The sequence below is a fragment of the Roseovarius nubinhibens ISM genome (assembly GCF_000152625.1).
In the GTDB taxonomy this organism is placed as follows: domain Bacteria; phylum Pseudomonadota; class Alphaproteobacteria; order Rhodobacterales; family Rhodobacteraceae; genus Roseovarius; species Roseovarius nubinhibens.
Window position 1 is genome coordinate 1,425,357 of record NZ_CH724156.1, and the last position, 20,227, is coordinate 1,445,583.

20 protein-coding genes are annotated in these 20,227 nt (G+C 62.9%); 12 read left to right on the forward strand and 8 right to left on the reverse strand.

Going from position 1 to position 20,227, the window contains the following annotated elements; genetic code table 11:
• The first annotated feature begins 34 nt into the window (after positions 1-34).
• The gene (locus tag ISM_RS06870) at positions 35-2,224 is read left to right on the forward strand and encodes an ATP-binding protein (RefSeq protein ID WP_009813409.1); all 2,190 of its coding nucleotides are present in this window, start codon (positions 35-37) and stop codon (positions 2,222-2,224) included.
• Here ISM_RS06870 and yaaA read toward each other — a convergent pair.
• The 3 genes from yaaA to ISM_RS06885 all read right to left on the reverse strand — a co-directional run bounded on the left by yaaA (position 2,208) and on the right by ISM_RS06885 (position 5,431).
• Positions 2,208-2,963, reverse strand: a complete 756-nt coding sequence (yaaA, locus tag ISM_RS06875) for a peroxide stress protein YaaA (RefSeq protein ID WP_009813410.1) — start codon at positions 2,961-2,963, stop codon at positions 2,208-2,210. The genes ISM_RS06870 and yaaA overlap by 17 nt on opposite strands.
• Positions 2,964-2,996: 33 nt before the next feature.
• Entirely contained in the window at positions 2,997-5,039 is a 2,043-nt protein-coding gene (recQ, locus tag ISM_RS06880; protein WP_009813411.1) for a DNA helicase RecQ, read from the reverse strand.
• Positions 5,040-5,143: 104 nt separating this feature from the next.
• Entirely contained in the window at positions 5,144-5,431 is a 288-nt protein-coding gene (locus ISM_RS06885) for a YggT family protein (protein WP_040617920.1), read from the reverse strand.
• Positions 5,432-5,557: 126 nt separating this feature from the next.
• Between ISM_RS06885 and ISM_RS06890 the strand changes: the two genes are divergently transcribed.
• The 11 genes from ISM_RS06890 to ptsN all read left to right on the forward strand — a co-directional run bounded on the left by ISM_RS06890 (position 5,558) and on the right by ptsN (position 13,762).
• Complete coding sequence (locus ISM_RS06890) at positions 5,558-6,106, forward strand: acyl-CoA thioesterase (RefSeq protein WP_009813413.1); 549 nt, start codon at positions 5,558-5,560, stop codon at positions 6,104-6,106.
• A 75-nt stretch (positions 6,107-6,181) separates the two neighbouring features.
• Positions 6,182-7,549 (forward strand): MFS transporter, encoded by a 1,368-nt coding sequence (locus ISM_RS06895; protein ID WP_009813414.1) that lies wholly within the window; start codon positions 6,182-6,184, stop codon positions 7,547-7,549.
• 26 nt (positions 7,550-7,575) lie between these two features.
• Entirely contained in the window at positions 7,576-8,433 is an 858-nt protein-coding gene (mepA, locus tag ISM_RS06900) for a penicillin-insensitive murein endopeptidase (protein WP_009813415.1), read from the forward strand.
• A 121-nt stretch (positions 8,434-8,554) separates the two neighbouring features.
• Complete coding sequence (locus ISM_RS06905; RefSeq protein ID WP_009813416.1) at positions 8,555-9,181, forward strand: queuosine precursor transporter; 627 nt, start codon at positions 8,555-8,557, stop codon at positions 9,179-9,181.
• A gap of 257 nt (positions 9,182-9,438) precedes the next feature.
• Positions 9,439-9,861, forward strand: a complete 423-nt coding sequence (gene arfB / locus ISM_RS06910; RefSeq protein WP_009813417.1) for an alternative ribosome rescue aminoacyl-tRNA hydrolase ArfB — start codon at positions 9,439-9,441, stop codon at positions 9,859-9,861.
• Between the two features lie 86 nt (positions 9,862-9,947).
• Entirely contained in the window at positions 9,948-10,559 is a 612-nt protein-coding gene (locus ISM_RS06915) for a ribonuclease D (protein ID WP_009813418.1), read from the forward strand.
• A gap of 8 nt (positions 10,560-10,567) precedes the next feature.
• Positions 10,568-11,179, forward strand: coding sequence for an LPS export ABC transporter periplasmic protein LptC (lptC, locus tag ISM_RS06920; RefSeq protein ID WP_009813419.1), 612 nt, complete (start codon positions 10,568-10,570; stop codon positions 11,177-11,179).
• Positions 11,176-11,682, forward strand: coding sequence for an LptA/OstA family protein (locus ISM_RS06925; RefSeq protein ID WP_040617921.1), 507 nt, complete (start codon positions 11,176-11,178; stop codon positions 11,680-11,682). The genes lptC and ISM_RS06925 overlap by 4 nt, the downstream gene beginning before the upstream one ends.
• Positions 11,679-12,437 (forward strand): LPS export ABC transporter ATP-binding protein, encoded by a 759-nt coding sequence (gene lptB / locus ISM_RS06930; protein ID WP_009813421.1) that lies wholly within the window; start codon positions 11,679-11,681, stop codon positions 12,435-12,437. The genes ISM_RS06925 and lptB overlap by 4 nt, the downstream gene beginning before the upstream one ends.
• 249 nt (positions 12,438-12,686) lie before the next feature.
• Positions 12,687-13,250, forward strand: a complete 564-nt coding sequence (gene hpf, locus ISM_RS06935) for a ribosome hibernation-promoting factor, HPF/YfiA family (protein WP_009813422.1) — start codon at positions 12,687-12,689, stop codon at positions 13,248-13,250.
• Positions 13,251-13,297: 47 nt separating this feature from the next.
• Entirely contained in the window at positions 13,298-13,762 is a 465-nt protein-coding gene (gene ptsN, locus ISM_RS06940) for a PTS IIA-like nitrogen regulatory protein PtsN (RefSeq protein WP_009813423.1), read from the forward strand.
• A 40-nt stretch (positions 13,763-13,802) separates the two neighbouring features.
• Here ptsN and ISM_RS06945 read toward each other — a convergent pair whose 3' ends face one another.
• From ISM_RS06945 to galE, 5 genes are all read right to left on the reverse strand, one after another.
• The gene (locus ISM_RS06945) at positions 13,803-15,227 is read right to left on the reverse strand and encodes a nodulation protein NodH (RefSeq protein ID WP_009813424.1); all 1,425 of its coding nucleotides are present in this window, start codon (positions 15,225-15,227) and stop codon (positions 13,803-13,805) included.
• Between the two features lie 6 nt (positions 15,228-15,233).
• Positions 15,234-16,934: a DUF5927 domain-containing protein gene (locus ISM_RS06950; protein ID WP_009813425.1), complete on the reverse strand. Its 1,701-nt coding sequence runs from the start codon at positions 16,932-16,934 to the stop codon at positions 15,234-15,236.
• A gap of 19 nt (positions 16,935-16,953) precedes the next feature.
• The gene (locus ISM_RS06955) at positions 16,954-17,940 is read right to left on the reverse strand and encodes a glycosyltransferase family 2 protein (RefSeq protein WP_009813426.1); all 987 of its coding nucleotides are present in this window, start codon (positions 17,938-17,940) and stop codon (positions 16,954-16,956) included.
• Positions 17,941-18,109: 169 nt separating this feature from the next.
• Complete coding sequence (locus ISM_RS06960) at positions 18,110-19,153, reverse strand: glycosyltransferase family 2 protein (protein WP_009813427.1); 1,044 nt, start codon at positions 19,151-19,153, stop codon at positions 18,110-18,112.
• Positions 19,154-19,229: 76 nt separating this feature from the next.
• Positions 19,230-20,213, reverse strand: coding sequence for a UDP-glucose 4-epimerase GalE (galE, locus tag ISM_RS06965; RefSeq protein WP_040617922.1), 984 nt, complete (start codon positions 20,211-20,213; stop codon positions 19,230-19,232).
• Positions 20,214-20,227: the final 14 nt, after the last annotated feature.

Here is a 20,227-nt window from a genome sequence, read left to right on the forward strand (position 1 = left end):
GGACATGCCACGGTTGAGAAAGGGGACGACGGGGATGGGCCTTGTGGCGAAGCTCACCCAGGAACGTCGCGCGCGGCTGGCGGCGGAGCGTCTGCTGGAACAGAAACAGGCCGAGCTTTTTGCCGCGAACCGGCAGCTTGGCAAACATGCGCGCGCCCTGTCGGAAGAGATCGTCGAGACCCGCGAGCGGGTGCGCAGCATCGAGGATGAGAACGCGCGGGTGCGCGATGAGCTCAGCAGCGCCAACGACCGCATTCAGCTCGTCGAGCGGCGGCTCTGGCAATCGATCGAGACAATCCCCGACGGGTTTGCGCTCTTTGACGAGGATGGCCGGCTGGTGATGGCGAACCGGGCCTATCTCTTGCCGTTTGACGGGCTGACGGCGGTCGGGCCGGGGGTGTCCTATATGGAGATGCTGCAATTCTGCACCGAGGAGGGCATCGTCGATATCGGCGACATGGCCCCTGCGGCCTGGCGCGAATATATGCGCGAACGCTGGCAGAGCGATGCGCCCGGGCCGCGTATCGTCCGGCTCTGGAATGGGCGGGCGATCCGCCTATTGGATCAACGCGCGCCTTCGGGGGATATGGTGAGCCTCGCGCTCGATATCACGGCGGAGGTGCGCAGCAAGGAGGTGCTGCGCCGCGCCAAACACCGGGCCGAGGCGGCGAGCCGCGCGAAATCCGCCTTCCTCGCGAATATGAGCCATGAGATCCGCACGCCGATGAACGGGGTGATGGGCATGGCCGATCTGCTGCGCGAGACCGATCTCGACGAGGATCAGGCGCTCTATGCGACGACGATCCGCAATTCCGCCGAGGCGCTGTTGGGGATCATCAATGACGTGCTCGATTATTCCAAGGTCGAGGCGGATCGGCTCAGCCTGCAGCTCGACGGGTTCGATCTCGAACGCTGCCTGCATGAGATCATCCTGCTGATGCAGCCCAAGGCGCGCGACCAGGGGGTCGATGTCTGGCTCGATTACGATCTTTTCCTGCCGACGCGGCTGCGCGGCGATGGCGGGCGCATTCGGCAGGTGCTCACCAATCTGATCGGCAATGCGGTGAAATTTACCCCCGAGGGCCATGTTCTAATCCGGGTGGTGGGGGTGAGTGCCGAGGGCCGGGCCGAAATCCATGTGACGGTGGAGGACACCGGCATCGGCATTGCGCCCGACAAGATCGGCCATGTGTTTGGCGAGTTCAATCAGGTCGAAGAGGCGCAGAACCGGCGGTTCGAGGGCACCGGGCTTGGCCTTGCCATCGCGCAGAAGCTGATCCGGCTGATGGGCGGTGAAATCTGGGTCGAATCGGCGCCGGGGCAGGGCTCGGTCTTTGGGTTTACCATCACGCTCGACATCGAGGAGCCGCAGGGCCAAGAGCCCTGCCGCCTGCCTGAGGGGCTGCGGCAGGTCGTTGTGGCGGGGCGGCCCGAGGGGGCGCGGATGATCTTGGAGCGGCAATTGGCGCAGCTCGGGCTGGCAGTGCAGAGCTGTCATGGCGCGGAGGCTTTGGCGGATGCGCTGGGGGCGGGCGGCGATCTCGTGATCGTCATCCATGAGGGCGAGGCCTGGACCGATCGGGCGCTAAGGAAATTGCCGCCGGATCTGCCGGTGATCGTGATGGCCGCGTCGCGGGGCGCCTGGACCGGGACGCGCGGGCAGCTGTTGCAGATGCCGGTGGCGCGGCATGAGCTCTGCGCCGCGCTGGGGCGGGTCGGACAGGCGGTCGGGCAGGTGGAGCCGGAAAAGACAGTGCCCCAACGTGTCGAGCCGCCGCCAAAACCAGAGCCTGTTTCACCGCAATTGCGCAAATTGCGGGTGCTGGCGGCCGAGGACAACCGGACCAACAGGCTGGTGTTTGAAAAGATGGTGAAGGCGCTCGCGATCGAGCTGCGCTTTGCCGAGAACGGGCGCGAGGCGGTGGCGGGCTATGCCGCCTTTGAGCCCGATATCATTTTCATGGATATTTCCATGCCCGAGATGGATGGCAAGGAGGCAAGCCGCGCCATCCGCCGCCATGAGGGCCATGGCGCGCATGTGCCCATCGTGGCGATGACCGCCCATGCGATGCAGGGGGATGAGGCGGATATTCGGGCGGCGGGGATCGATCACTACCTGACGAAACCGCTGCGCAAGCCCGAGCTGATCGCGCGAATGGCCGCGGCGGTGGGGCCGGGCATCGCGCCGATCGAGCCGGAGGCGGCGATCAGCCCGGACGGGTGAAGACCATCTCGTCCTCGGAAGAGAGATCGGCGCGGTAGCCATAGCCACCGGCGTCGAATTCCTTGAGCGCGTCGGGGTCGGTCAGACGGCGTTCGATCACATAGCGGGCCATGGCGCCGCGGGCGCGTTTGGCGTGGAAGCTGACGATCTTGGCCTGGCCGTCCTTATCCTCTTTGAAGACCGGGGTGATGACCCGCAGCGAGAGCGCCGCGCGGTCGACCGCGCCGAAATATTCCTGGCTCGCGCAGTTGAGCAGGATGCTCGAGCCGAGCGTTTCGGCCTGGGCGTTGAGTGCCTGCGAAATCCGGCTGCCCCAGTAATCATAGAGCGATTTGCCCTGCGGCGTCGCGAGGCGGCTGCCCATCTCGAGCCGGTAGGGTTCGATCATGTCGAGCGGCCGCAACACGCCGTAAAGCCCCGAGAGAATGCGCAGGTGATCCTGTGCCCAGGCCAAGGCGTCGGCGTCGAGCGTGCGCGCCTCGAGCCCCTGATAGGTGTCGCCGGCAAAGGCCATCACCGCCTGTTTCGTCTCCATCGCGCCGAAATTCGCGAAACGGTCGGCGTTGAGCCGGGCGAGGTTTTCGCTGATCTTCATGAGCTTTTGCAGCCCCGCCACCCCGAGACCATTGGCATAGCCGGCCAGTTCCTCGGCCTCGGCGCGGAAATCCGGGCGGCTCTGGTCGAGGTCATGGGTGGGCTCCATATCGAGCTTTTTCGCGGGCGAGACGGTGATGAGCATGGTCGGTTTCCCAAAGTGTCTGGTGGCAGTGGTCTAGTCGGCCTCGGCGAGCACGTCCAGAAAGGCGGGGCCGAAGCGTTCGGCGCGTTTTTCGCCAAGAATGCGGGCTATGCCTTCGCCGTCGCGGGGCCGGGTGGTGGCGATCTTGGCGAGCAGGGAGGCCGAGCAGCTCAGCGGTTTGTCGGTGCCATTTTGGCCGTGTTTGAGACTGTTTTGCGCGTCTTGCAGCCGGTCAAAGAGCGACCCGGCGGGGCGACCGGCCAGCTTGCGGCGCTGCGGGTGGATGGCGTCGCCCGCGCCCGTGATCACCGCGAGAAAGGCCGCGCCATATTGGTCGAGCTTCTTGGCGCCGACCCCGGTGATCCCGGCCATGGCATCGAGATTGGCGGGCCGGGTCTGGGCCATTTCGATCAGGGTGCGGTCGTTGAAGACGATATAGGGCGGCACATTGGCGGCTTCGGCCAGGGCGCGGCGCTTGGCCTTGAGCGCCGAGAGCAGCGGCGCGTCCTCGTCGGAGACCAGCGCGCGGGGCGCGGGGCGGCGGGATTTCGATTTGAGCGTGTCGCGGCGCAGGGTCACCCCCTCTTCGCCGCGCAGGACGGGGCGGGCGGCCTCGGTCATGCGCAGCGCGCCATGGCGTTCGGGATCGGGGCGGACGAGGTCGAGCCCCATCATCTGCCGGAAAATCCCCTGCCATTCGGGGCGCGGCAGGTCGCGGCCGACGCCAAAGGTCGGCAGCCCGTCATGACCGCGGGCGCGGATTTTCTCGGTCGGATTGCCGAGCAGCACGTCGATCACATGCTGGGTGCCGAAATACTCGCCGGTGCGCAGGATGGCCGAGAGCGCCTTGCGCACGGCCTCGGTCCCGTCGAAGAGCTGGGGCGGGGTGTCGCAGAGATCGCAATTGCCGCAAACAGTCTCTGTTTCACCGAAATACTGCAAAAGCGTGGCGCGGCGGCACTGTTGGGCCTCGGCCAGACCCAGGAGCGCGTTGAGCCGGGCGTGATCGGCCATGCGGCGTTCCGGGGGGGCGAGGCCTTCGTCGATCTGAGAGCGGCGCAGGCGGATGTCGTCGGGGCCGAAGAGCGTCAGCGTCTCGGCGGGGGCGCCATCGCGCCCGGCGCGGCCGATCTCCTGATAGTAGGCCTCGATGGATTTCGGCAGATCGGCATGGGCGACCCAGCGGATGTCGGGCTTGTCCACCCCCATGCCAAAGGCGACGGTGGCGACGACGATCAGCTCGTCCTCGGTGTTGAACCGGTGTTCGACATGGCGGCGGGCGTCGGGCTCCATCCCGCCGTGATAGGCCACGGCGTTATGGCCGCCCTCGCCGAGCGCGCGGGCCAGCGTTTCGGTCTTGGCGCGGGTGCCGCAATAGACGATGCCGCATTGGCCTTTGCGGGCGCTGGCGAACTCCATGATCTGGCGGCGCGGGCCGTCCTTGGGGGCGAAGGCGAGGTGAATGTTGGGGCGGTCGAACCCGTGCAGGAAGCTCACCGGTGGGGTGCCGTCAAAGAGCTTTTGCACGATCTCGTCGCGGGTTTCGGCATCGGCGGTGGCTGTGAAGGCGGCGAGCGGCACGCCGAGCGCGCGGCGCAATTCGCCGATGCGCAGGTAATCGGGGCGGAAATCATGGCCCCATTGGCTCACGCAATGGGCCTCGTCGACGGCGATGAGCGACACGCCGATGCGGCGCAGCATGCCCATGGCCGAGCCCGCCGCGAGCCGTTCCGGCGCGATATAGAGCAGTTTGAGCCGGCCCTCGGAGAGCGCGTCCCAGACGGCGGCGGTCTCTTCTTCGGTGTTGCCGGAGGTGAGCGCCCCGGCCTCGACCCCAGCGGCGCGAAGCGCGCGGACCTGATCGCGCATCAGCGCGATGAGCGGCGAGATCACCACGGTCACCCCGTCGCGCAGCAGGGCGGGCAGTTGATAGCAGAGCGATTTGCCGCCGCCGGTGGGCATGATGGCGAGCACGTTTTCACCGCCGCTGACCGCCTCTACGATCTCTTCCTGACCGGGGCGGAAGGCGTCGAATCCGAAAACGTCGCGCAAAAGCGTGGCGGGATGGCCGGGCATGGCGATTGGACCTGCAAGATGTTGTGGTTCTGCTCTTGCAGGGACTTTTTCATATCAAGATAGGGTAGGCAAGGGGCGCGGGCGTCGCGGCCCCCCCGGACCGATCAGGCGAAGCCGAAGATCACTGGCAGGATATAGGCCTGAAGCGAGATCACGATGAGGAAGGCCACCAGCGGCGCGAGATCGAGCGGCCGCGTGTCGGGCAGGATGCGGCGCAGCGGGCCGTAGATCGGTTCGAGAATGCGGTTCAGCCCGTACCAGATCTGCGCGACGAACTGTTGATGCAGGTTGAGCACCTGAAAGTTGATCAGCCAGCTCATGATGACATGGATCAGGATCACCCAGTACACGACGGACAGGATAAGTTGCAAAGGTCCGTAAATCGCCAGCATGTCATTTCCTCTTAGGATCAATCGCCCCAGAGGTAAGGCGCAGGATGGCAAAGCGCAAGACTGACGCGCGGTCGCGGTTGACCTTTGCGTAAAGCAGCGCCATCTGCGGGGCGAAGGAGACCGCCCATGTACCCTGTCCCACGCCTGTTCTGGCAGATGTTCAAACATCGCAAGGATGCGCGCCTGCCGCTGACCGGCACGCATGTCTCGCATCATTATTGCCTGCCTTGGGATCTCGACCTGTGGTGGGAGCTCAACAATGGTCGCACGCTCACCCTGTTTGACATGGGGCGTATCCCGCTGGCGGGGCGCACCGGGCTTACCAAGATCTTGATGAAGAACCGCTGGGGCCTGACGATTGCCGGATCGATGGTGCGCTATCGCCGCCGCGTGCGGATGTTCGACAAGGTCGAGATCCGCAGTCGCGCGCTCTGCTGGGATCAGCGGTTTGTCTATCTCGAACAATCCATGTGGAAATCCAATGGCGAGTGTTCGAGCCATGTGATCTATCGCAGCGCGATCACCGATAAATCCGGCATCATCCCCCCCGAAAAGGTGATTGCCGCCCTGGGCGCGCCGCTCGAGAGTCCGCCGATGCCCGAGTGGGTCAAGGCCTGGGTCGCCGCCGAGGATCAGCGTCCCTGGCCGCCGATGCAGGACACCTTCGCGGGCTAAGGCCTGCACAACAATCGCTTGCCCCCCGGCCCGCCGCCCTGTCATATCGGGGGCAACGGGTAGCGAGGGGCAGGCATGGGCGAGATTTCCGCGAAGAAACGCATCTGGGGCTGGTTTTTCTTTGACTGGGCCAGCCAGCCTTATCACACGCTGCTTGTCACCTTTGTCTTTGGACCGTTCTTTGCCTCGGTCGCGACCGGGCATTTCGCGGCGCAGGGTCTCGACGAGATGGCCGCCGATGCGCAGGCGCAGAGCCTGTGGTCGGCCTGTCTCACCATCACCGGGCTGATCATCGGGTTTGGCGCGCCGGTGCTCGGGGCGATGGCGGATACGGCGGGCAAGCGGCTGCCCTGGATCGCGGGGTTTTCGGTGCTCTATGTGCTCGGCTCGGCGGGCATCTGGTGGATGCAGCCGGACGGGTCGAACCTCTATTGGGGGCTGATCACCTTTGGCATCGGGTTTATCGGCGCGGAATATGCGCTCATCTTTATCAATGCGCAGCTGCCCTCGCTCGGGACGCGCGAGGAGGTCGGCAAGATCTCTGGCTCGGGCTTTGCCTTTGGCTATGCCGGCGGGCTGACCGCGCTGATCCTCATGCTGGTGTTTTTCCTCGAGCAACCGAATGGCAAGACGCTTGTCGGGCTCGATCCGGCGCTAGGGCTCGATCCGGCGCTGCGCGAGGGCGCGCGGTTTGTCGGCCCCTTTGTGGCCATTTGGTTTGCGCTCTTCATGGTGCCCTATTTCCTGTGGGTGCGGGACCGGCCCGCGGCGCGGCGGGGCCGGGGCATGGGCGATGCGCTGCGCCTGTTGGGCCGGTCGGTGGCCAATCTGCGCCATCGCCTCAGCCTCAGCGCCTATCTCGGGTCGTCGATGCTCTATCGTGATGCGCTCAACGGGCTCTATGGGTTCGGCGGGACCTATGCGCTCTTGGTGCTGAACTGGAGCATCGTGCAGGTGGGGGTGTTCGGCATCATCGGGGCCTTTGCGGCGGCGGTGTTTTCCTGGGTCGGCGGGCGGCTCGATTCGCGGCTCGGGCCAAAGCCGGTGATCATCGGGTCGATCCTTGGGCTGATGGCGGTCTGTGTGGTGGTGGTCAGCATGAACCGCGAACAGATCCTGTGGATCCCGATCGCCGAGGGCAGTGTGCTGCCGGATCGGGTGTTCCTGTTTTGCGGGGTGCTGATCGGCGGTTTGGGCGGGGTGCTGCAATCGGCGAGCCGGTCGCTCATGGTGCGTCATACGGACCCCGAGGCACCGACCGAGAGCTTTGGTCTCTATGGGCTTTCGGGGCGGGCGACGGCGTTTCTGGCCCCGGCGCTGGTGTGGCTGGTGACCGAAATGAGCGGGAATGCGCGGATCGGTATTACGCCGGTAATTGGGCTTTTCCTCGTCGGTCTGCTGCTGTTACGCTGGGTGCGAGCAGAGGGGGACCAGACCATATGATCCGTGCTATTTTATTTGGTATTTCAATGGCCTTGGCCAGCGGCGGCCCGGGCTTTTCACAGAGCATTCCGAGCAATATGCAAGGCGTCGAGGCCAAGCGGCTCTTTGGCGCGAAGACCTCGGGGTCGAAGCAGCGGGCGCAGCCCTTTGGCGGCTATTCCAAGGGCTGTCTGGCGGGCGGCGTGCAGCTGCCCGAGACCGGGCCGACCTGGCAGGCGATGCGGCTCAGCCGCAACCGCAACTGGGGGCATCCCGAGCTTTTGAACTATCTCATCGGCCTGTCGCAGAAGGCCGCGCAGCAGCCCGGTTGGGCCGGGATCTATATCGGCGATCTGAGCCAGCCGCGTGGCGGGCCGATGCTCACCGGGCATCGCAGCCACCAGATCGGGCTCGATGCCGATATCTGGATGCTGCCGCCGAAGCGGCTCAACCTGAGCCGGGCCGAGCGCGAGAGCCTGTCGTCAATTTCGATGCGCCGGGCCAATGGGGCCTATGTCAACGACCGCTGGACCCGTCAGCATCACGAGGTGATGAAGGCGGCGGCGCAGGACCCGCGGGTGGCGCGCATCTTTGTTTTTCCGGGGGCCAAGGTGCAGATGTGCCGCGATGAAAAGGGCGACAAGAGCTGGCTGCGCAAGATCCGGCCGTGGTGGGGGCATCACTATCATTTCCATGTCCGGCTCAAATGTCCGAGCGGCATGCGCGGCTGTGTCGATCAAGCGCCCCCGCCCGCAGGCGATGGCTGCAAGGATGCGGAACAATGGGTGCGCAACATCCTCAACCCGCCGCCGCCCGACCCGAATGCGCCCAAGCCGAAACCGCGGCGCGAGCTGACCATGGCCAACCTGCCAGAGCAATGCGTCGGCGTGTTGCAGTCGCGCTAAACCGAGGTTTGCAAGCCTGATTGACGAATGGGCAGCGGAGGGCTAAACCCCCGCTGCCCTTGTCTGTTTTGCATGTGTGTGAGGGCCAAGTCTCCGCAACCTTGACGAAAACGGATCAACGATGAAACTTTTCCCGGGCGTGATCGCCATGGCCGCCATTGTGGTGGCCTCGAATATTCTTGTGCAATTTCTGCTGCTCGACGGGCTCCTGACCTGGGGCGCGTTCAGCTATCCGCTGGCCTTTCTGGTCACCGATGTGATGAACCGCATTTACGGGCCAAAGGCGGCGCGGCAGGTGGTTCTTGTCGGATTTGTCGTGGGCATCGTCAGCAGCCTGATCGGCACGCAAATCATCCTCGAGCATGGGCCGGCAGTGTCGCTGCGGGTGGCGATCGGATCGGCCACGGCGTTCCTCGTGGCGCAGCTTCTCGATATCGCGGTGTTCGACCGGCTGCGCGGCGGCAAATGGTGGCGGGCGCCGCTGGCCTCGACGGTGATCGGGTCGAGCGTCGATACGCTGTTGTTTTTCACCATCTCCTTTGCCGCATGGATCACCATTTTCGGGGCGGCGGCGGATGCCGATGTGAGCTGGGCCTGGCAGGGCGCGCCGCTCTTGCTCATCGGTCCCGAAGCGCCGCTCTGGGTGACCTTGATGCTGGCGGATTGGGTGCTCAAACTCCTTATCGGGCTGCTCGCCCTGATACCGTTTCGACTCATCGTCACCAAGGTTTCACAAAATATGGTGTGAAAAATTTTGACTTTAGCGAAATCTGTGGCAGTCTCCTAGATATGGATAACAGCCAGAAAGGAGGTGCCAATGATTATTGGGAAACAGGAGCAGCTGGTTAAGGATACGAGCGGGGTATTGGTTTAGAAGGCAGCCCTTCTATATCGAGCCTGGTTCCAGGTGCCTTTTACGGACCTGCTTACCACCTCCGATTCTCGAGGCGGGCCCCCTAAGGGGGCTCGTTCCGTTTTGACCCCCTGTCTGCTAGACCCTGCGCCATGCTGTATGTGACCGACGACATTTCGATAGAAGACTGGGAGCTGACAGAGCAATTTGTCCGGTCGAGCGGTCCCGGCGGGCAGAATGTGAACAAGGTCTCGACCGCGGTCGAGCTTCGGTTCGAGGCGGAACGCTCGCCCAACCTGCCCGATCCGGTGAAACGGCGGCTCAAGCGGCTGGCGGGGCGGCGCTGGACCGATGCGGGGACATTGGTCATCCAATGCGAGGAGACCCGCAGCCAGGCCCGCAATCGCGAGATCGCCCGGCAGCGTCTTGCCGAGTTGATCGCCAAGGCGGCGGTGAAACCCAAGCGGCGGATCCCGACGCGGCCGACGCTTGGATCGAAGAAACGGCGTCTCAAAGCCAAGAAAACGCGCGGCGAGGTCAAATCGCTGCGCGGCAAGGTCGATCCCGACGTCTAGCCGGGCTGATAATGTAACGTAAAATTTTGTAGCGTCTGTTTGACTGCCTATATATTCCCAGCGCAGCGGCGCGCATAAGGTTTGATATGACGAACACGGTTTATAAGGGCGATCTGCCCGATGATCTGGATCTCGGTCCCATCGTGGCGATTGATTGCGAAACCATGGGATTGCTGCCGCATCGCGACCGGCTCTGTGTTGTGCAGCTCTCGGGGGGCGATGGCCATGCGCATCTGGTGCAGGTGGCCAAGGGGCAGCGCACGGCGCCGAACCTCGTCCGGCTGTTGGAAAATCCCGATGTGCTCAAGCTGTTTCATTTCGGGCGGTTCGACATTGCCGCGATGCTGAACGCCTTTGGCGCGGTGGCGGCGCCGGTCTATTGCACCAAGATCGCGAGCAAGCTGGTGCGGACCTATACCGACCGGCATGGGCTTCGGAACCTGTTGCAAGATCTGCTCGGCGTCGACATTTCCAAGCATCAGCAGAGCTCGGACTGGGGGCGGGCCGAGCTCAGCACGGCGCAGATCGATTATGCGGCGTCGGATGTTCTCTATCTCCACCGGCTGCGCGAGGCGCTCAACGTGCGGCTTCTGCGCGAAGAGCGGATGGAGATGGCGCAGGCCTGTTTCGATTTCCTGCCCATGCGGGCGCAGCTCGATCTGGCCGGCTGGCCGGACGACGATCTTTTCGCACATTGAGGGCGGGCGTGGCACAGGGAGAGTTTCATACGCGCTTTGTGGGCTGGATGAAGATCATCCTGCCGGTGATCGCGCTCGGCCTGTTGTCGACGCTGTTTCTGCTGTCGCGCACCGTTGATCCGACGCAGGACATTCCGGTGACCGAGGTCGATCTCGAACAGCGGGCGCAGGATCAAGGCGCGAGCAACCCGAGCTTTTCCGGGGTGACGCAAGGCGGCGAACAGGTGACATTCGAGGCCGTCATGGTGCGCCCCGATCTCTCGGCCGATGGGCAGCTTCTGGCCGACCGGCCCAATGCCAAGATCACCCTCGAGGGCGGCACGGTGGTGACCGTCACCGCCGCCAATGGCCGCACCAGCCGCAACATGATGAGCGCAGAGCTCTTGGGCGAGGTGGTGGTAACCACTTCGCAGGGCTATCAACTCAACTCCAAGCGGATCGTGGCCGAGTTCGAGCCGCTGACCGTCGAAAGCCCCGGACCGGTGACCGGCAAAGGTCCGCCGGGGGATTTGGAGGCGGGTCGGATGCATCTTACGTCTTCTGAGGAAGAAGGCCGCACGCATTTGCTGTTCACCGGAGGGGTGAAACTGGTATATAAGCCGCGGGGAAACGAGGAATGACTGCCGTGATCCGAACAGTTCTGACTGTCGCAGCACTGGGGCTGAGCGCCTCTTGGCTGTCTGCGCAGGCGCAAGGCACGCAAGTGGCCTTTGGCGCCTCGCCTCATTCGCGCGACCTGCCGGTCGAAGTGACCGCCGAAACGCTGTCGGTGGATCAAAAGGACGGCACGGCGATCTTTACCGGAGATGTGCTCATTGCGCAGGGCGATATGCGCCTGTCGGCCCCTTGGGTCAAAGTGCATTATCAGGAAGGCCAGTCCGAGATTGAAAAGCTCGAGGCCAAAGAGGGCGTGACCCTGGTCAGCGGCGCGGATGCCGCCGAGGCGCAGCAGGCCGATTACAATGTCTCCACCGGCATCATCACCATGGATGGCGATGTGCTGCTCGTGCAGGGCGCGAGCGCGATCACCGGTGATCAGATGTTCGTCGATACCGTGGCCGGCACCGCGCGTATGGCGGGGCGGGTCAAGACCGTGTTGCAACCGCAGAGCCGCGGCCAATGACGCGACCCGAGCTGACCCTGGCCCATGACGCCTCTGGCCTGACGATCCGCAACCTGCGCAAAAGCTATCGCAAGCGCGTGGTGATCCGCGATGTGTCGCTCGAGGTGAAGCAGGGCGAGGTGGCGGCGCTGCTCGGGCCCAACGGGTCGGGCAAGACGACGACCTTCTATTCCATCGCCGGGCTGGTGTTTCCGGAAGGCGGCCGGGTCGAGATCGACGGGCGCGAAGTGACCCATCTGCCGATGTACCGCCGGGCCAAGCTCGGCGTCGGTTACCTGCCGCAGGAAATGTCGATTTTCCGGGGGCTGTCGGTCGAAGACAATATCATGGCCATTCTCGACATCACCCATGCCAGCCGCCGCAAGCGGCGCGAGCGTCTCGAAGAGCTTCTGTCGGAGTTTTCCATCGAGCATCTGCGCCGGGCGCCTGCGCTGGCGCTCTCGGGCGGGGAACGTCGGCGGGTCGAGATTGCCCGCTGTCTGGCGGCCGATCCGAAATACCTGCTTCTGGACGAGCCTTTTGCCGGGGTCGATCCGATCAGCGTTGGCGACATTCGCCATCTGGTGGCCGACCTCAAGAAACGCGGCATTGGCGTTCTCATCACCGATCACAATGTGCGCGAGACGCTCGAAATTGTGGATCGCGCCTATATCTTGCATGATGGGCAGGTGTTGATGTCGGGCACTGCGGATGACGTGGTGGCGAATGAAAACGTGCGCCGTGTCTACCTCGGCGAGAATTTCAAAATCTACTGAAAGAGATGGCCTCTCGGCGCGTTTTTGCACTGCAATGATGCGATGGAGATTGACAAAAGCCGCGCAACGGGCGTCAATTGAACTATGACAATCGCCGGTTTAGCGCTCTCTGAAAACGGCACCCCTTGCACAGGGGTCGGATCAGCACTTTCCCGGCCAATGTCATTTCCCAACGGTCGAACCTGACGCATCACAACCGGGTCCATAGCCCGGGTGCGACCTGTCGACCTGTCATATGAAGGAGATGAGATGCGGTACCAAATCAGTGGCAAACAAATCGATGTCGGCGCTGCCTTGCAGACACATGTCAAAGACTGCCTGGGCGCCGCCGTCGAGAAATATGCAGAACGCCCGACGGATGCGAATATCATCTTTTCCAAGAATGCGAGCGCCTATGCTTGCGAGGCGACGGTCCATCTGTCGACCGGGTTGACCGCACAGGCACGCGCGCAAGCCCATGAAATCTATGCCGCTTTTGATTCGTGCTGCGAGAAGATGGAAAAGCAGCTGCGCCGCTACAAGCGCCGCCTGAAAGACCATCACCGCGATCGGGTCCAGCCGGTTGAACTTTTTGGGGCTTCCTCGTATATCCTCGCCACGGAAGCTGAAGATGGGGAATCGGAACCGGAGACGCTGCAGCCCATCATCGTGGCCGAAACCGAGACGAGAATCCCGTCTCTGAGTGTTGGTGAAGCGGTGATGCAAATGGAACTTGCAGGGGCGCCAGTGCTGATTTTCCGTAATGAGTCAAAGGATGGGTTGAACGTCGTGTATCGCCGCGAAGACGGCAACATCGGCTGGATCGACCCCTAAAAAATATGAGGTCTCAGGCGCGCTGCGCCGTGCCTGACGGAGCTGACATGAATCTTGCCAATATCCTCGAGCCCGAGGCGGTGCGCGTTGTTGCGGCCGTCTCGAGCAAAAAACGCCTCATGCATGAATTGGGCGATCTGGCCGAGGCCACCTATGGAATCGAAGCCCATGCGGTGGTCGAAGCCCTGCTCGAGCGTGAGAGCCTCGGACCGACGGGCGTGGGACATGGCGTGGCCCTGCCGCATGCCCGTCTCGACGGGGTCGACAAGGTCTGTGGCGCGTTCATTCTGCTGGAAAAGCCGGTGGATTTCGACGCGGTAGACCGGCAGCCGGTCGATCTTGTCTTTGCGCTGTTCGCACCGCGCGAGGCCGGGGTCGAGCATCTCAAGGCGCTGGCGCTGGTGTCGCGGACGATGCGCGACAAGAGCATCTGCACCAAGCTGCGGTCGAACAATGACGCAGCCACGATCCACACGATCCTGACCGAAGCGCAATCGGTGCAGGCGGCCTGATCCGCCTGTTCACCGCCGCGCGACCAAGGCGTTGCGCGGCTCAGGCCCAGGGGCCGAACCCGAACTCCACATAATCTTTTTGGTAGATGTCGGCGACGCTGCTCTCGATCTCGGGATCATAGATTTCCGCGAGAGCGAAGGGCGTGTCGTCTTCTGCGCTGGCGGCTGTGCCCGCCTCATAGCCGAGCCGCGCGGCGAGCGCGGGCAGGGCAGAGCCAAGCTCGTCCTCACGCAGGATCTGATCGGGCAGGCGGAAGCCGCCGAACCCCTGCAGCACGGCGGTTTGCGTGGCCCAGTTGGGATCGACGCGAAAGCTCGTCTGGCCGCGCAGATTGGCCTTGATGATGTCGAGATAGGCGAGGAAGGCCGCGTGATGAGCGCGCCGGTCATAGCCATCGTCGGGGCCATTGCCGGGGATCGGCAGCTTGTGAAAATTGCGCATGACCCGGCGGATGGCGTCAAAGGACTGTGGCCCGGGGTGCAGGATACGCTGGCAAAAGGCGGCATGGGCGCGGGCGACGGGATGGCGCAGCACGGTAAAGCTGCGATGCCCGGCGGTGCTCCGCATCCAGTGGCGCAGATCCTTTTGCTTGAGTTGGGTCGGCAGGGTGTCGGGCGCGACACCATCGAGCGCCGCGAGCCAAGCGGTGACCTCGTCCGTGGGGCCAGAGGGCATCGGCATGAACAGGAGCGGCGCACGCACCCCGGTGATGAACTTGGGCACGGCGGGGCCACGGCGGGGTTCAAAATCCGGGGTGCGGGTCAGGTTGAACCGGTCCTCGCCCGCCAGCGCACGGGCCATGTCGTCGAAATTGGAAACCTTGTCCGAGAGCGGTTCGGGGTTCTGGATCTTGAGCTGCGTCTCGAGCGTCTCGAGCTGTGTTTCGCAGCCGAGGAACCGGGCCAGCCCGTTGAGAATGTCGAGATCGTTGAGGTCGTCGTAGCCGATGTAGAAACCGGTCTGCCCGGTGAGCTGCAGCTGCCGCATCAGCTTGCGCTGAAACTCCTGTAGGGCGCTGACATGGGCGTCGAATTCGGCCGCGTCGAACCGGGCCTTGGCATCGCGGCGGCGTTTGACATTGGTGAGCTTCCACTGGCCGGTTTCCTGCGCGATCTTGAGTGAAACATAGCTCTCGGCCGGATTGCGGTTGAGAATGATCTTGGCGCAGCGCGGATCGTTGAGACAATGATCGATGGCGCGGCTGTCGTGATCGTGGAAGAGACGAAAGCCGCCGAGCCCCTCGGAATGTTCGCGAATGGTCGCGATGAGCCGCAGCGGATCGGCATCGCGCATCGACTGGGTGATGCCGAGGATTTCGGTTTTGTTCGGATAGCCGATGAAGATCGGGTTGAACGCCTCGCCATGGCATTGCAGCCCGTCATAGGCGTTGAGATTGCTTTCCAGCAGGTTGGACCCTGTGCGCATCTCCGCAAAGATCACGAAATAATCGAAACGAGGGGACATAAAGGCTTACCGGACCAGATAGGGTTTGCGGGGGTTGGACTGTGTGTGCTGGGGGTCCTGAACCACGGGGAAATTGCCCATGAGATAGGGGTGCATGCCCTGATTCTTGAGGTTCTGCAGGAATTGTCCAAAGCCGGTGAGATCGGCCATTTGCGGCACTTCGGCGAGACCGCGCGTGGTCTGCGCCGGGCCGATTTCGTCGATGATGGTTTGCAGCGGCTCCATCGGGGATTCGATGAATTCCGCCATGGTCCAGATCCGCACCCGCGCCTTGGTCCAGGAGGACCGCAGGATTTCGAGATGCTTGCTCTCGATCTGTTGCAGGCGGGCCGCCTCGCGCCGGATATCGGCGAAATTCATGTTCGATTTAAAGAGCGGCACGGCCCAGCTGCCAGAGATGACGGAAATCTGGGCGTTGGGGTCTTTGGAAATGTGCCAATTGATTTTCTGGTTGTCGCGTGGCCCGAATTGGAAGCATTGGCGTTCGCCACGGGTGTTCCAGATCAGGTTGGCGAGAAAGGCGCGCGGGTTGTAGTCGCGCAGATGCGGGCTATCGCTGAGCGCGCCATTCATCACCATCTGGCCGTCGGAAAATTCGATCCGTTCCGGCGCAAAAAGATGCCCATGCACCCGCGTCCCGGTCATCCGGGCGAGCCAAGGTTCGAAATTCTCAAAGAGCTCGGCAAAGCCGTGGAAGACGGAATAGGGCGCCGAGGTCAGCCCGTTTTCGCGGGTTTCCACCGGAAAGCGGCTTTGCATATAGAGGCCGGGGCGGCCGCGCGTCCGGCGTTCCACCGCCTTGGCGAAGATGCGGTCGATCTTGCCGGGGTTGGGCTCGGACCGTTTCATCGCACCGGCGGCATCGGTCAGAAACGCCTCGTAGAGCTTGTTCGCATGGGGCCAGATCTTGCGCGCGACAAAGCAGTCGGAGCGGCGCAAAAGCTGTAGGTGGTCGTCGTAGAAAATATGCGGTTTGCCCTGATAGTCGAATTTCGACAGGGTCAGGGACCGGCTTTCAATCTGGCGCGAATATTGCCGGGCGAGCGTTTGAAAATAGCTCTCATCCGGGATCCAGACCCGTTTGAAATAGCGGTCATAGCGTTCGCGTTCCGGGTCTTCGAGGATCGCCGATAGCGTCTGCCGGGTCAGGCACCACCATTGCGAGCCCATATGCGGCACGAGCCCGTTCGGGATGCGCCGGCGAAAGCCGATCTTGCGCTGAAACTGCACATATTTATCAAAGAGATAGCGGTGCTTGCGCCAAGAGAAGGGAAACCGCAGCGTGAACCGTTCTTCGTCCAGCCCGCCGATGGTCCAGGGCACATCCGAGGTGGTGGCGCTTTCGATGAAATCGGTCTGCGGCCGGGCGGCGAGGTAGTCGAGCAGCTCTTGTACCGGGCGCAGCGGCAGGCAGGAGCCGGAGGCGAGATAGACATGACGCACCTCGCTGAACTCTTGCAGCATGACGCGCGAGGCGGATTGCGACGCGGCGACGAGACCCCAAGTGCCCCATTCGCAGCGGTGGCGTTTGCAGAAGCGCAGTTTCGGCACATCCGAGAGCGCCTCGACAAAGGCGGAATAGGTCTTGGAGGGCACCGAGCGGTCGACATGGATCACGATGGGACAGTCGGACGCCGCCCAGTGGCGTGCGACCTGTTCGGCCCGCCCCAGCGCCGTGTGGACCAGCATGATGATGCCCACGCTCATGCGTAACCTGCCCTTTTCCTCATGCCCAATTGCCCTTGGACATCAGCCCGAGAATTTCGAGTTGTCGCCAGTTTATATATTTCTCCGACCATTTGCACCACAGCTCTGGTGTGTCGCGCAATGTGTCGGCATAGGCCTTGTATTCGGCCGAGTTGCGGTAGTGTTGTCGGCGGCTGAGTTCTTCCTCGGCTTTGGCGGTGAACGTGTCGAGAAATTTGGCATGGAGCAGGATGCCCGAGGCCATTTCGCCGCCCCATTGGTCATAGACATGGTTGAGCCCGCGCGGCAGCAGCATATGGGTCGAGCTCACATAGGCGTAGCGGCGGTGCCATTTCACCAGCGGGATCTTGTTGAGCGCCGGCGATTGGCGCGGCGTTTCGGGGAAGAACACCCGCGCCCGTGGCCCGCCTTGAATCCACAGATTGCCGTATTTCTTGTTCTTCTCGATCATGTAATTGCCGGGATCGAACCAACCGGCAATCTCCATCGGGTTCTGTCCGATGCGGTAGGGCACCGCGTCGATCCGCCCCTTGGGATACATGTCGAGCAGCATGGTGCCGAAGCTCTTGATCGCGGAACTGTCGAGCCAATCGGTCAGCGCCTTGATCGGGCGGGTGTCACAGAACGGGTAGACAAAGAATTCGTCCGGATCGACGACAAGGGTCCAATGGCCATGGCCGTATTTCGACTGCAGCCAGTTGAGCCAATCCACACCAAAACGCGAGCCCTTGTAGCTTCCAGAGGTGCTCCAGACCGAAACATCGGGCTGTTCGGCGAGATAGGCGGCAGAGCCATCGGTGCTGTTGTTGTCGACGATGAGAAAATGCCCGATGCCAAGATCGCGGTAATATTTGAGGAAATAGGGCAGCCGGATATGTTCGTTGCGCATGGTCGAAAACAGCAGCACATCGCCAGAGCGGATCTTGCCGGTCTGGTCGACAAGTGCGGCCATCGAGAAATGCTTGCGAAAGGCGCGGGCCTTGGCGTGTTTGCGCCGGATGCGCATCTTGTATGACTGCCAGATACTCACGCTGGGCAGCCCTCGGGTCGGGTGCAGGAATGTCGGACACGGGAGGGCATATGGCTGTGGTTCCGTCCTTGTGCACGCGGGGCTGATTTCGCCAAAGCGAAGCCTAACAAGTCTTTTGTTTCCATAAGGTAAACAATCCTTCTCGTCAAAGCCACAGACCGCGGGACATGAGCCCCAGCGCCTCTAGATGTCGCCAGCCGCGATAGCGTCGCGAGCCAGAGCACCAAAGTTCGGGGTTCTCGATCAAACCGTCGTAATAGGTTTCATAGAGCTCAGAATTTGCGAAATGTTCGCCCCGCTGTTTTTCCTCGGCTGATTTCGCGGTGATGATGGGCAGAAATTTCGTGTGCAGCAACACGCCACAGAGCTTTTCTCCGCCCGCCTCGTCATAGACATGGTTGAGCCGCCGCGGCAGGATCGAATGGGTTGAGCTGACATAGGCAAAGCGGCGGTTCCATTTGACCAAAGGCACCTTGCCCATGGTGGGGGCGCGGCGCGGTTCCTTGGCGAAAAAGGCGCGGGCGCGGGGGCCGCCCTGTATCCAGAGGTTTTCCAGCCTGGGCTGACGCTGGATCATGTAATTGCCGCTGTCGAACCATTGCAGAACCTCGGTCGGGTCCTGCCCGGGACGATACTCGGCCTCGGCCAGCGCGCCCTTGGGGTACATGTCGAGCATCAACGCCCCCATCGAGCCGATCTGTCGATCGTCGAGCCAATCGGTCAGTGCCGCCAGAGGGCGGGTTTCGTGGAACGGGTAGATAAAGAGCTCGTCCGCGTCGAGCGTCAGGCACCAATGGCCATGGCCGTGGCGCATCTGCAGCCAGGTGAGCCAGTCGACCCCGAAACGCGACAGCCGATAGCTCGCCCCGCTCTGCCAGAGCGACACATCGGGTTGATCGCGGAGGTATTCGACCGTGCCATCATCGCTGCCATTGTCGACGATGAGAAAATGTCCGACGCCGAGACGCCGGTGATGATCGAGGAAATAGGGCAGGCGCAGCATTTCGTTGCGCATGGTGGAAAAGCACAGGATGGCATCGGGCGCGATCTGGTCGCTGCGGTCGCAGAGCGCGGTGATCTGACGTCTCTTGCGCCACGCGCGCAAAAGCAGCCTGCGCCGTTTCCAGCGCAGCCGATAGGCCATGAACAGCCGGCTCAGCCGATGTGTGTCGTCCTGCGGGTTCACCATTCGACCCTTTGCGTGGCATGGCGGTCTGGTCGGCAGTGTGACCGCCCGAGATGGCAGTCGAGGGGCAGAATCGTGCCTATTTCTCGTAATGTCCAGTTTGATGCCAGCGCCAGGCGTCCTGCACCATCTGCTTCATGGTCGAGCGGTCGGGCCGCCAGCCGAGTTCCTGACTGGCGCGGAGTGAGCCCGAGACGAGGCGGGTGCAATCGCCGGGGCGGCGGTCGCCTTCGATCATCGGAACCGGGGCGTTGGTCACATGACCGGCCTGATCGACCACCTCGCGCACCGAAAACCCGGTGCCGGTGCCAAGGTTGAACACCCGGCTCTGCTTGTCCTCGGAGAGCCATTTGAGACCGAGCACATGGGCCTCGACCAGATCCATCACATGGACATAGTCGCGGATGCAGGTGCCATCGGGCGTGTCGTAATCCGTGCCAAAGATCGTCAGCGCGTCGCGCTTGCCCGCCACCGCATCGAGCACCAGAGGGATCAGGTGGGTTTCGGGTTGGTGAAACTCGCCCACCTCGGCCTCGGGGTCGGCGCCAGCCACGTTGAAATAGCGAAAGATGACATGGCGCAGCCCATGCGCCGCCTCGAAATCGCGCAGGATGTCTTCGATCGCGCGTTTGGAGGCGCCATAGGCGTTGATCGGATGCTGGGCGCAATCCTCGTCGAGCACGACATTGTCCTGATCGCCATAGGTGGCGCAGGTCGAGGAGAACACGAAATTCTGGCAATTCGCGGCGACGGCGGCCTCGATCAGGTTGAGCGAGCCGGTGACGTTGTTGTGCCAGTAGAGCCCGGGTTTGACCATGCTTTCGCCGACCTGGCTCAGCGCGGCGAAATGCATTACGGCAGAGGGCTGATAGGCGGCGAAGACCTCGTCGAGCCGGGCCCGGTCGAGCAGATCGCCCTGCTCGAAGGGGCCGAACTTTACCGCCTCCTGCCAGCCGGTCGACAGGTTGTCATAGGTGATCGGCGTATAGCCCGCCGCGCGCAAAGCCTTGCACGCGTGCGAGCCAATATAACCAGCACCGCCAGTTACAAGTATATTCGACATAAGCCCCCCGGCGT

What these genes read in the sequence shown, in the direction of transcription:
- ptsN (WP_009813423.1), top strand. Translation starts at nt 13,298, where the DNA reads ATGAATCTTGCCAATATCCTCGAGCCCGAGGCGGTGCGCGTTGTTGCG.
- ISM_RS06885 (WP_040617920.1), bottom strand. Translation starts at nt 5,431, where the DNA reads ATGCTGGCGATTTACGGACCTTTGCAACTTATCCTGTCCGTCGTGTAC.
- ISM_RS06925 (WP_040617921.1), top strand. Translation starts at nt 11,176, where the DNA reads ATGACTGCCGTGATCCGAACAGTTCTGACTGTCGCAGCACTGGGGCTG.
- recQ (WP_009813411.1), bottom strand. Translation starts at nt 5,039, where the DNA reads ATGCCCGGCCATCCCGCCACGCTTTTGCGCGACGTTTTCGGATTCGAC.
- hpf (WP_009813422.1), top strand. Translation starts at nt 12,687, where the DNA reads ATGCGGTACCAAATCAGTGGCAAACAAATCGATGTCGGCGCTGCCTTG.
- ISM_RS06895 (WP_009813414.1), top strand. Translation starts at nt 6,182, where the DNA reads ATGGGCGAGATTTCCGCGAAGAAACGCATCTGGGGCTGGTTTTTCTTT.
- ISM_RS06905 (WP_009813416.1), top strand. Translation starts at nt 8,555, where the DNA reads ATGAAACTTTTCCCGGGCGTGATCGCCATGGCCGCCATTGTGGTGGCC.
- ISM_RS06955 (WP_009813426.1), bottom strand. Translation starts at nt 17,940, where the DNA reads ATGCGCATCCGGCGCAAACACGCCAAGGCCCGCGCCTTTCGCAAGCAT.
- ISM_RS06960 (WP_009813427.1), bottom strand. Translation starts at nt 19,153, where the DNA reads ATGGTGAACCCGCAGGACGACACACATCGGCTGAGCCGGCTGTTCATG.
- arfB (WP_009813417.1), top strand. Translation starts at nt 9,439, where the DNA reads ATGCTGTATGTGACCGACGACATTTCGATAGAAGACTGGGAGCTGACA.
- lptB (WP_009813421.1), top strand. Translation starts at nt 11,679, where the DNA reads ATGACGCGACCCGAGCTGACCCTGGCCCATGACGCCTCTGGCCTGACG.
- ISM_RS06870 (WP_009813409.1), top strand. Translation starts at nt 35, where the DNA reads ATGGGCCTTGTGGCGAAGCTCACCCAGGAACGTCGCGCGCGGCTGGCG.
- yaaA (WP_009813410.1), bottom strand. Translation starts at nt 2,963, where the DNA reads ATGCTCATCACCGTCTCGCCCGCGAAAAAGCTCGATATGGAGCCCACC.
- mepA (WP_009813415.1), top strand. Translation starts at nt 7,576, where the DNA reads ATGGCCTTGGCCAGCGGCGGCCCGGGCTTTTCACAGAGCATTCCGAGC.
- ISM_RS06950 (WP_009813425.1), bottom strand. Translation starts at nt 16,934, where the DNA reads ATGAGCGTGGGCATCATCATGCTGGTCCACACGGCGCTGGGGCGGGCC.
- ISM_RS06890 (WP_009813413.1), top strand. Translation starts at nt 5,558, where the DNA reads ATGTACCCTGTCCCACGCCTGTTCTGGCAGATGTTCAAACATCGCAAG.
- galE (WP_040617922.1), bottom strand. Translation starts at nt 20,213, where the DNA reads ATGTCGAATATACTTGTAACTGGCGGTGCTGGTTATATTGGCTCGCAC.
- ISM_RS06915 (WP_009813418.1), top strand. Translation starts at nt 9,948, where the DNA reads ATGACGAACACGGTTTATAAGGGCGATCTGCCCGATGATCTGGATCTC.
- ISM_RS06945 (WP_009813424.1), bottom strand. Translation starts at nt 15,227, where the DNA reads ATGTCCCCTCGTTTCGATTATTTCGTGATCTTTGCGGAGATGCGCACA.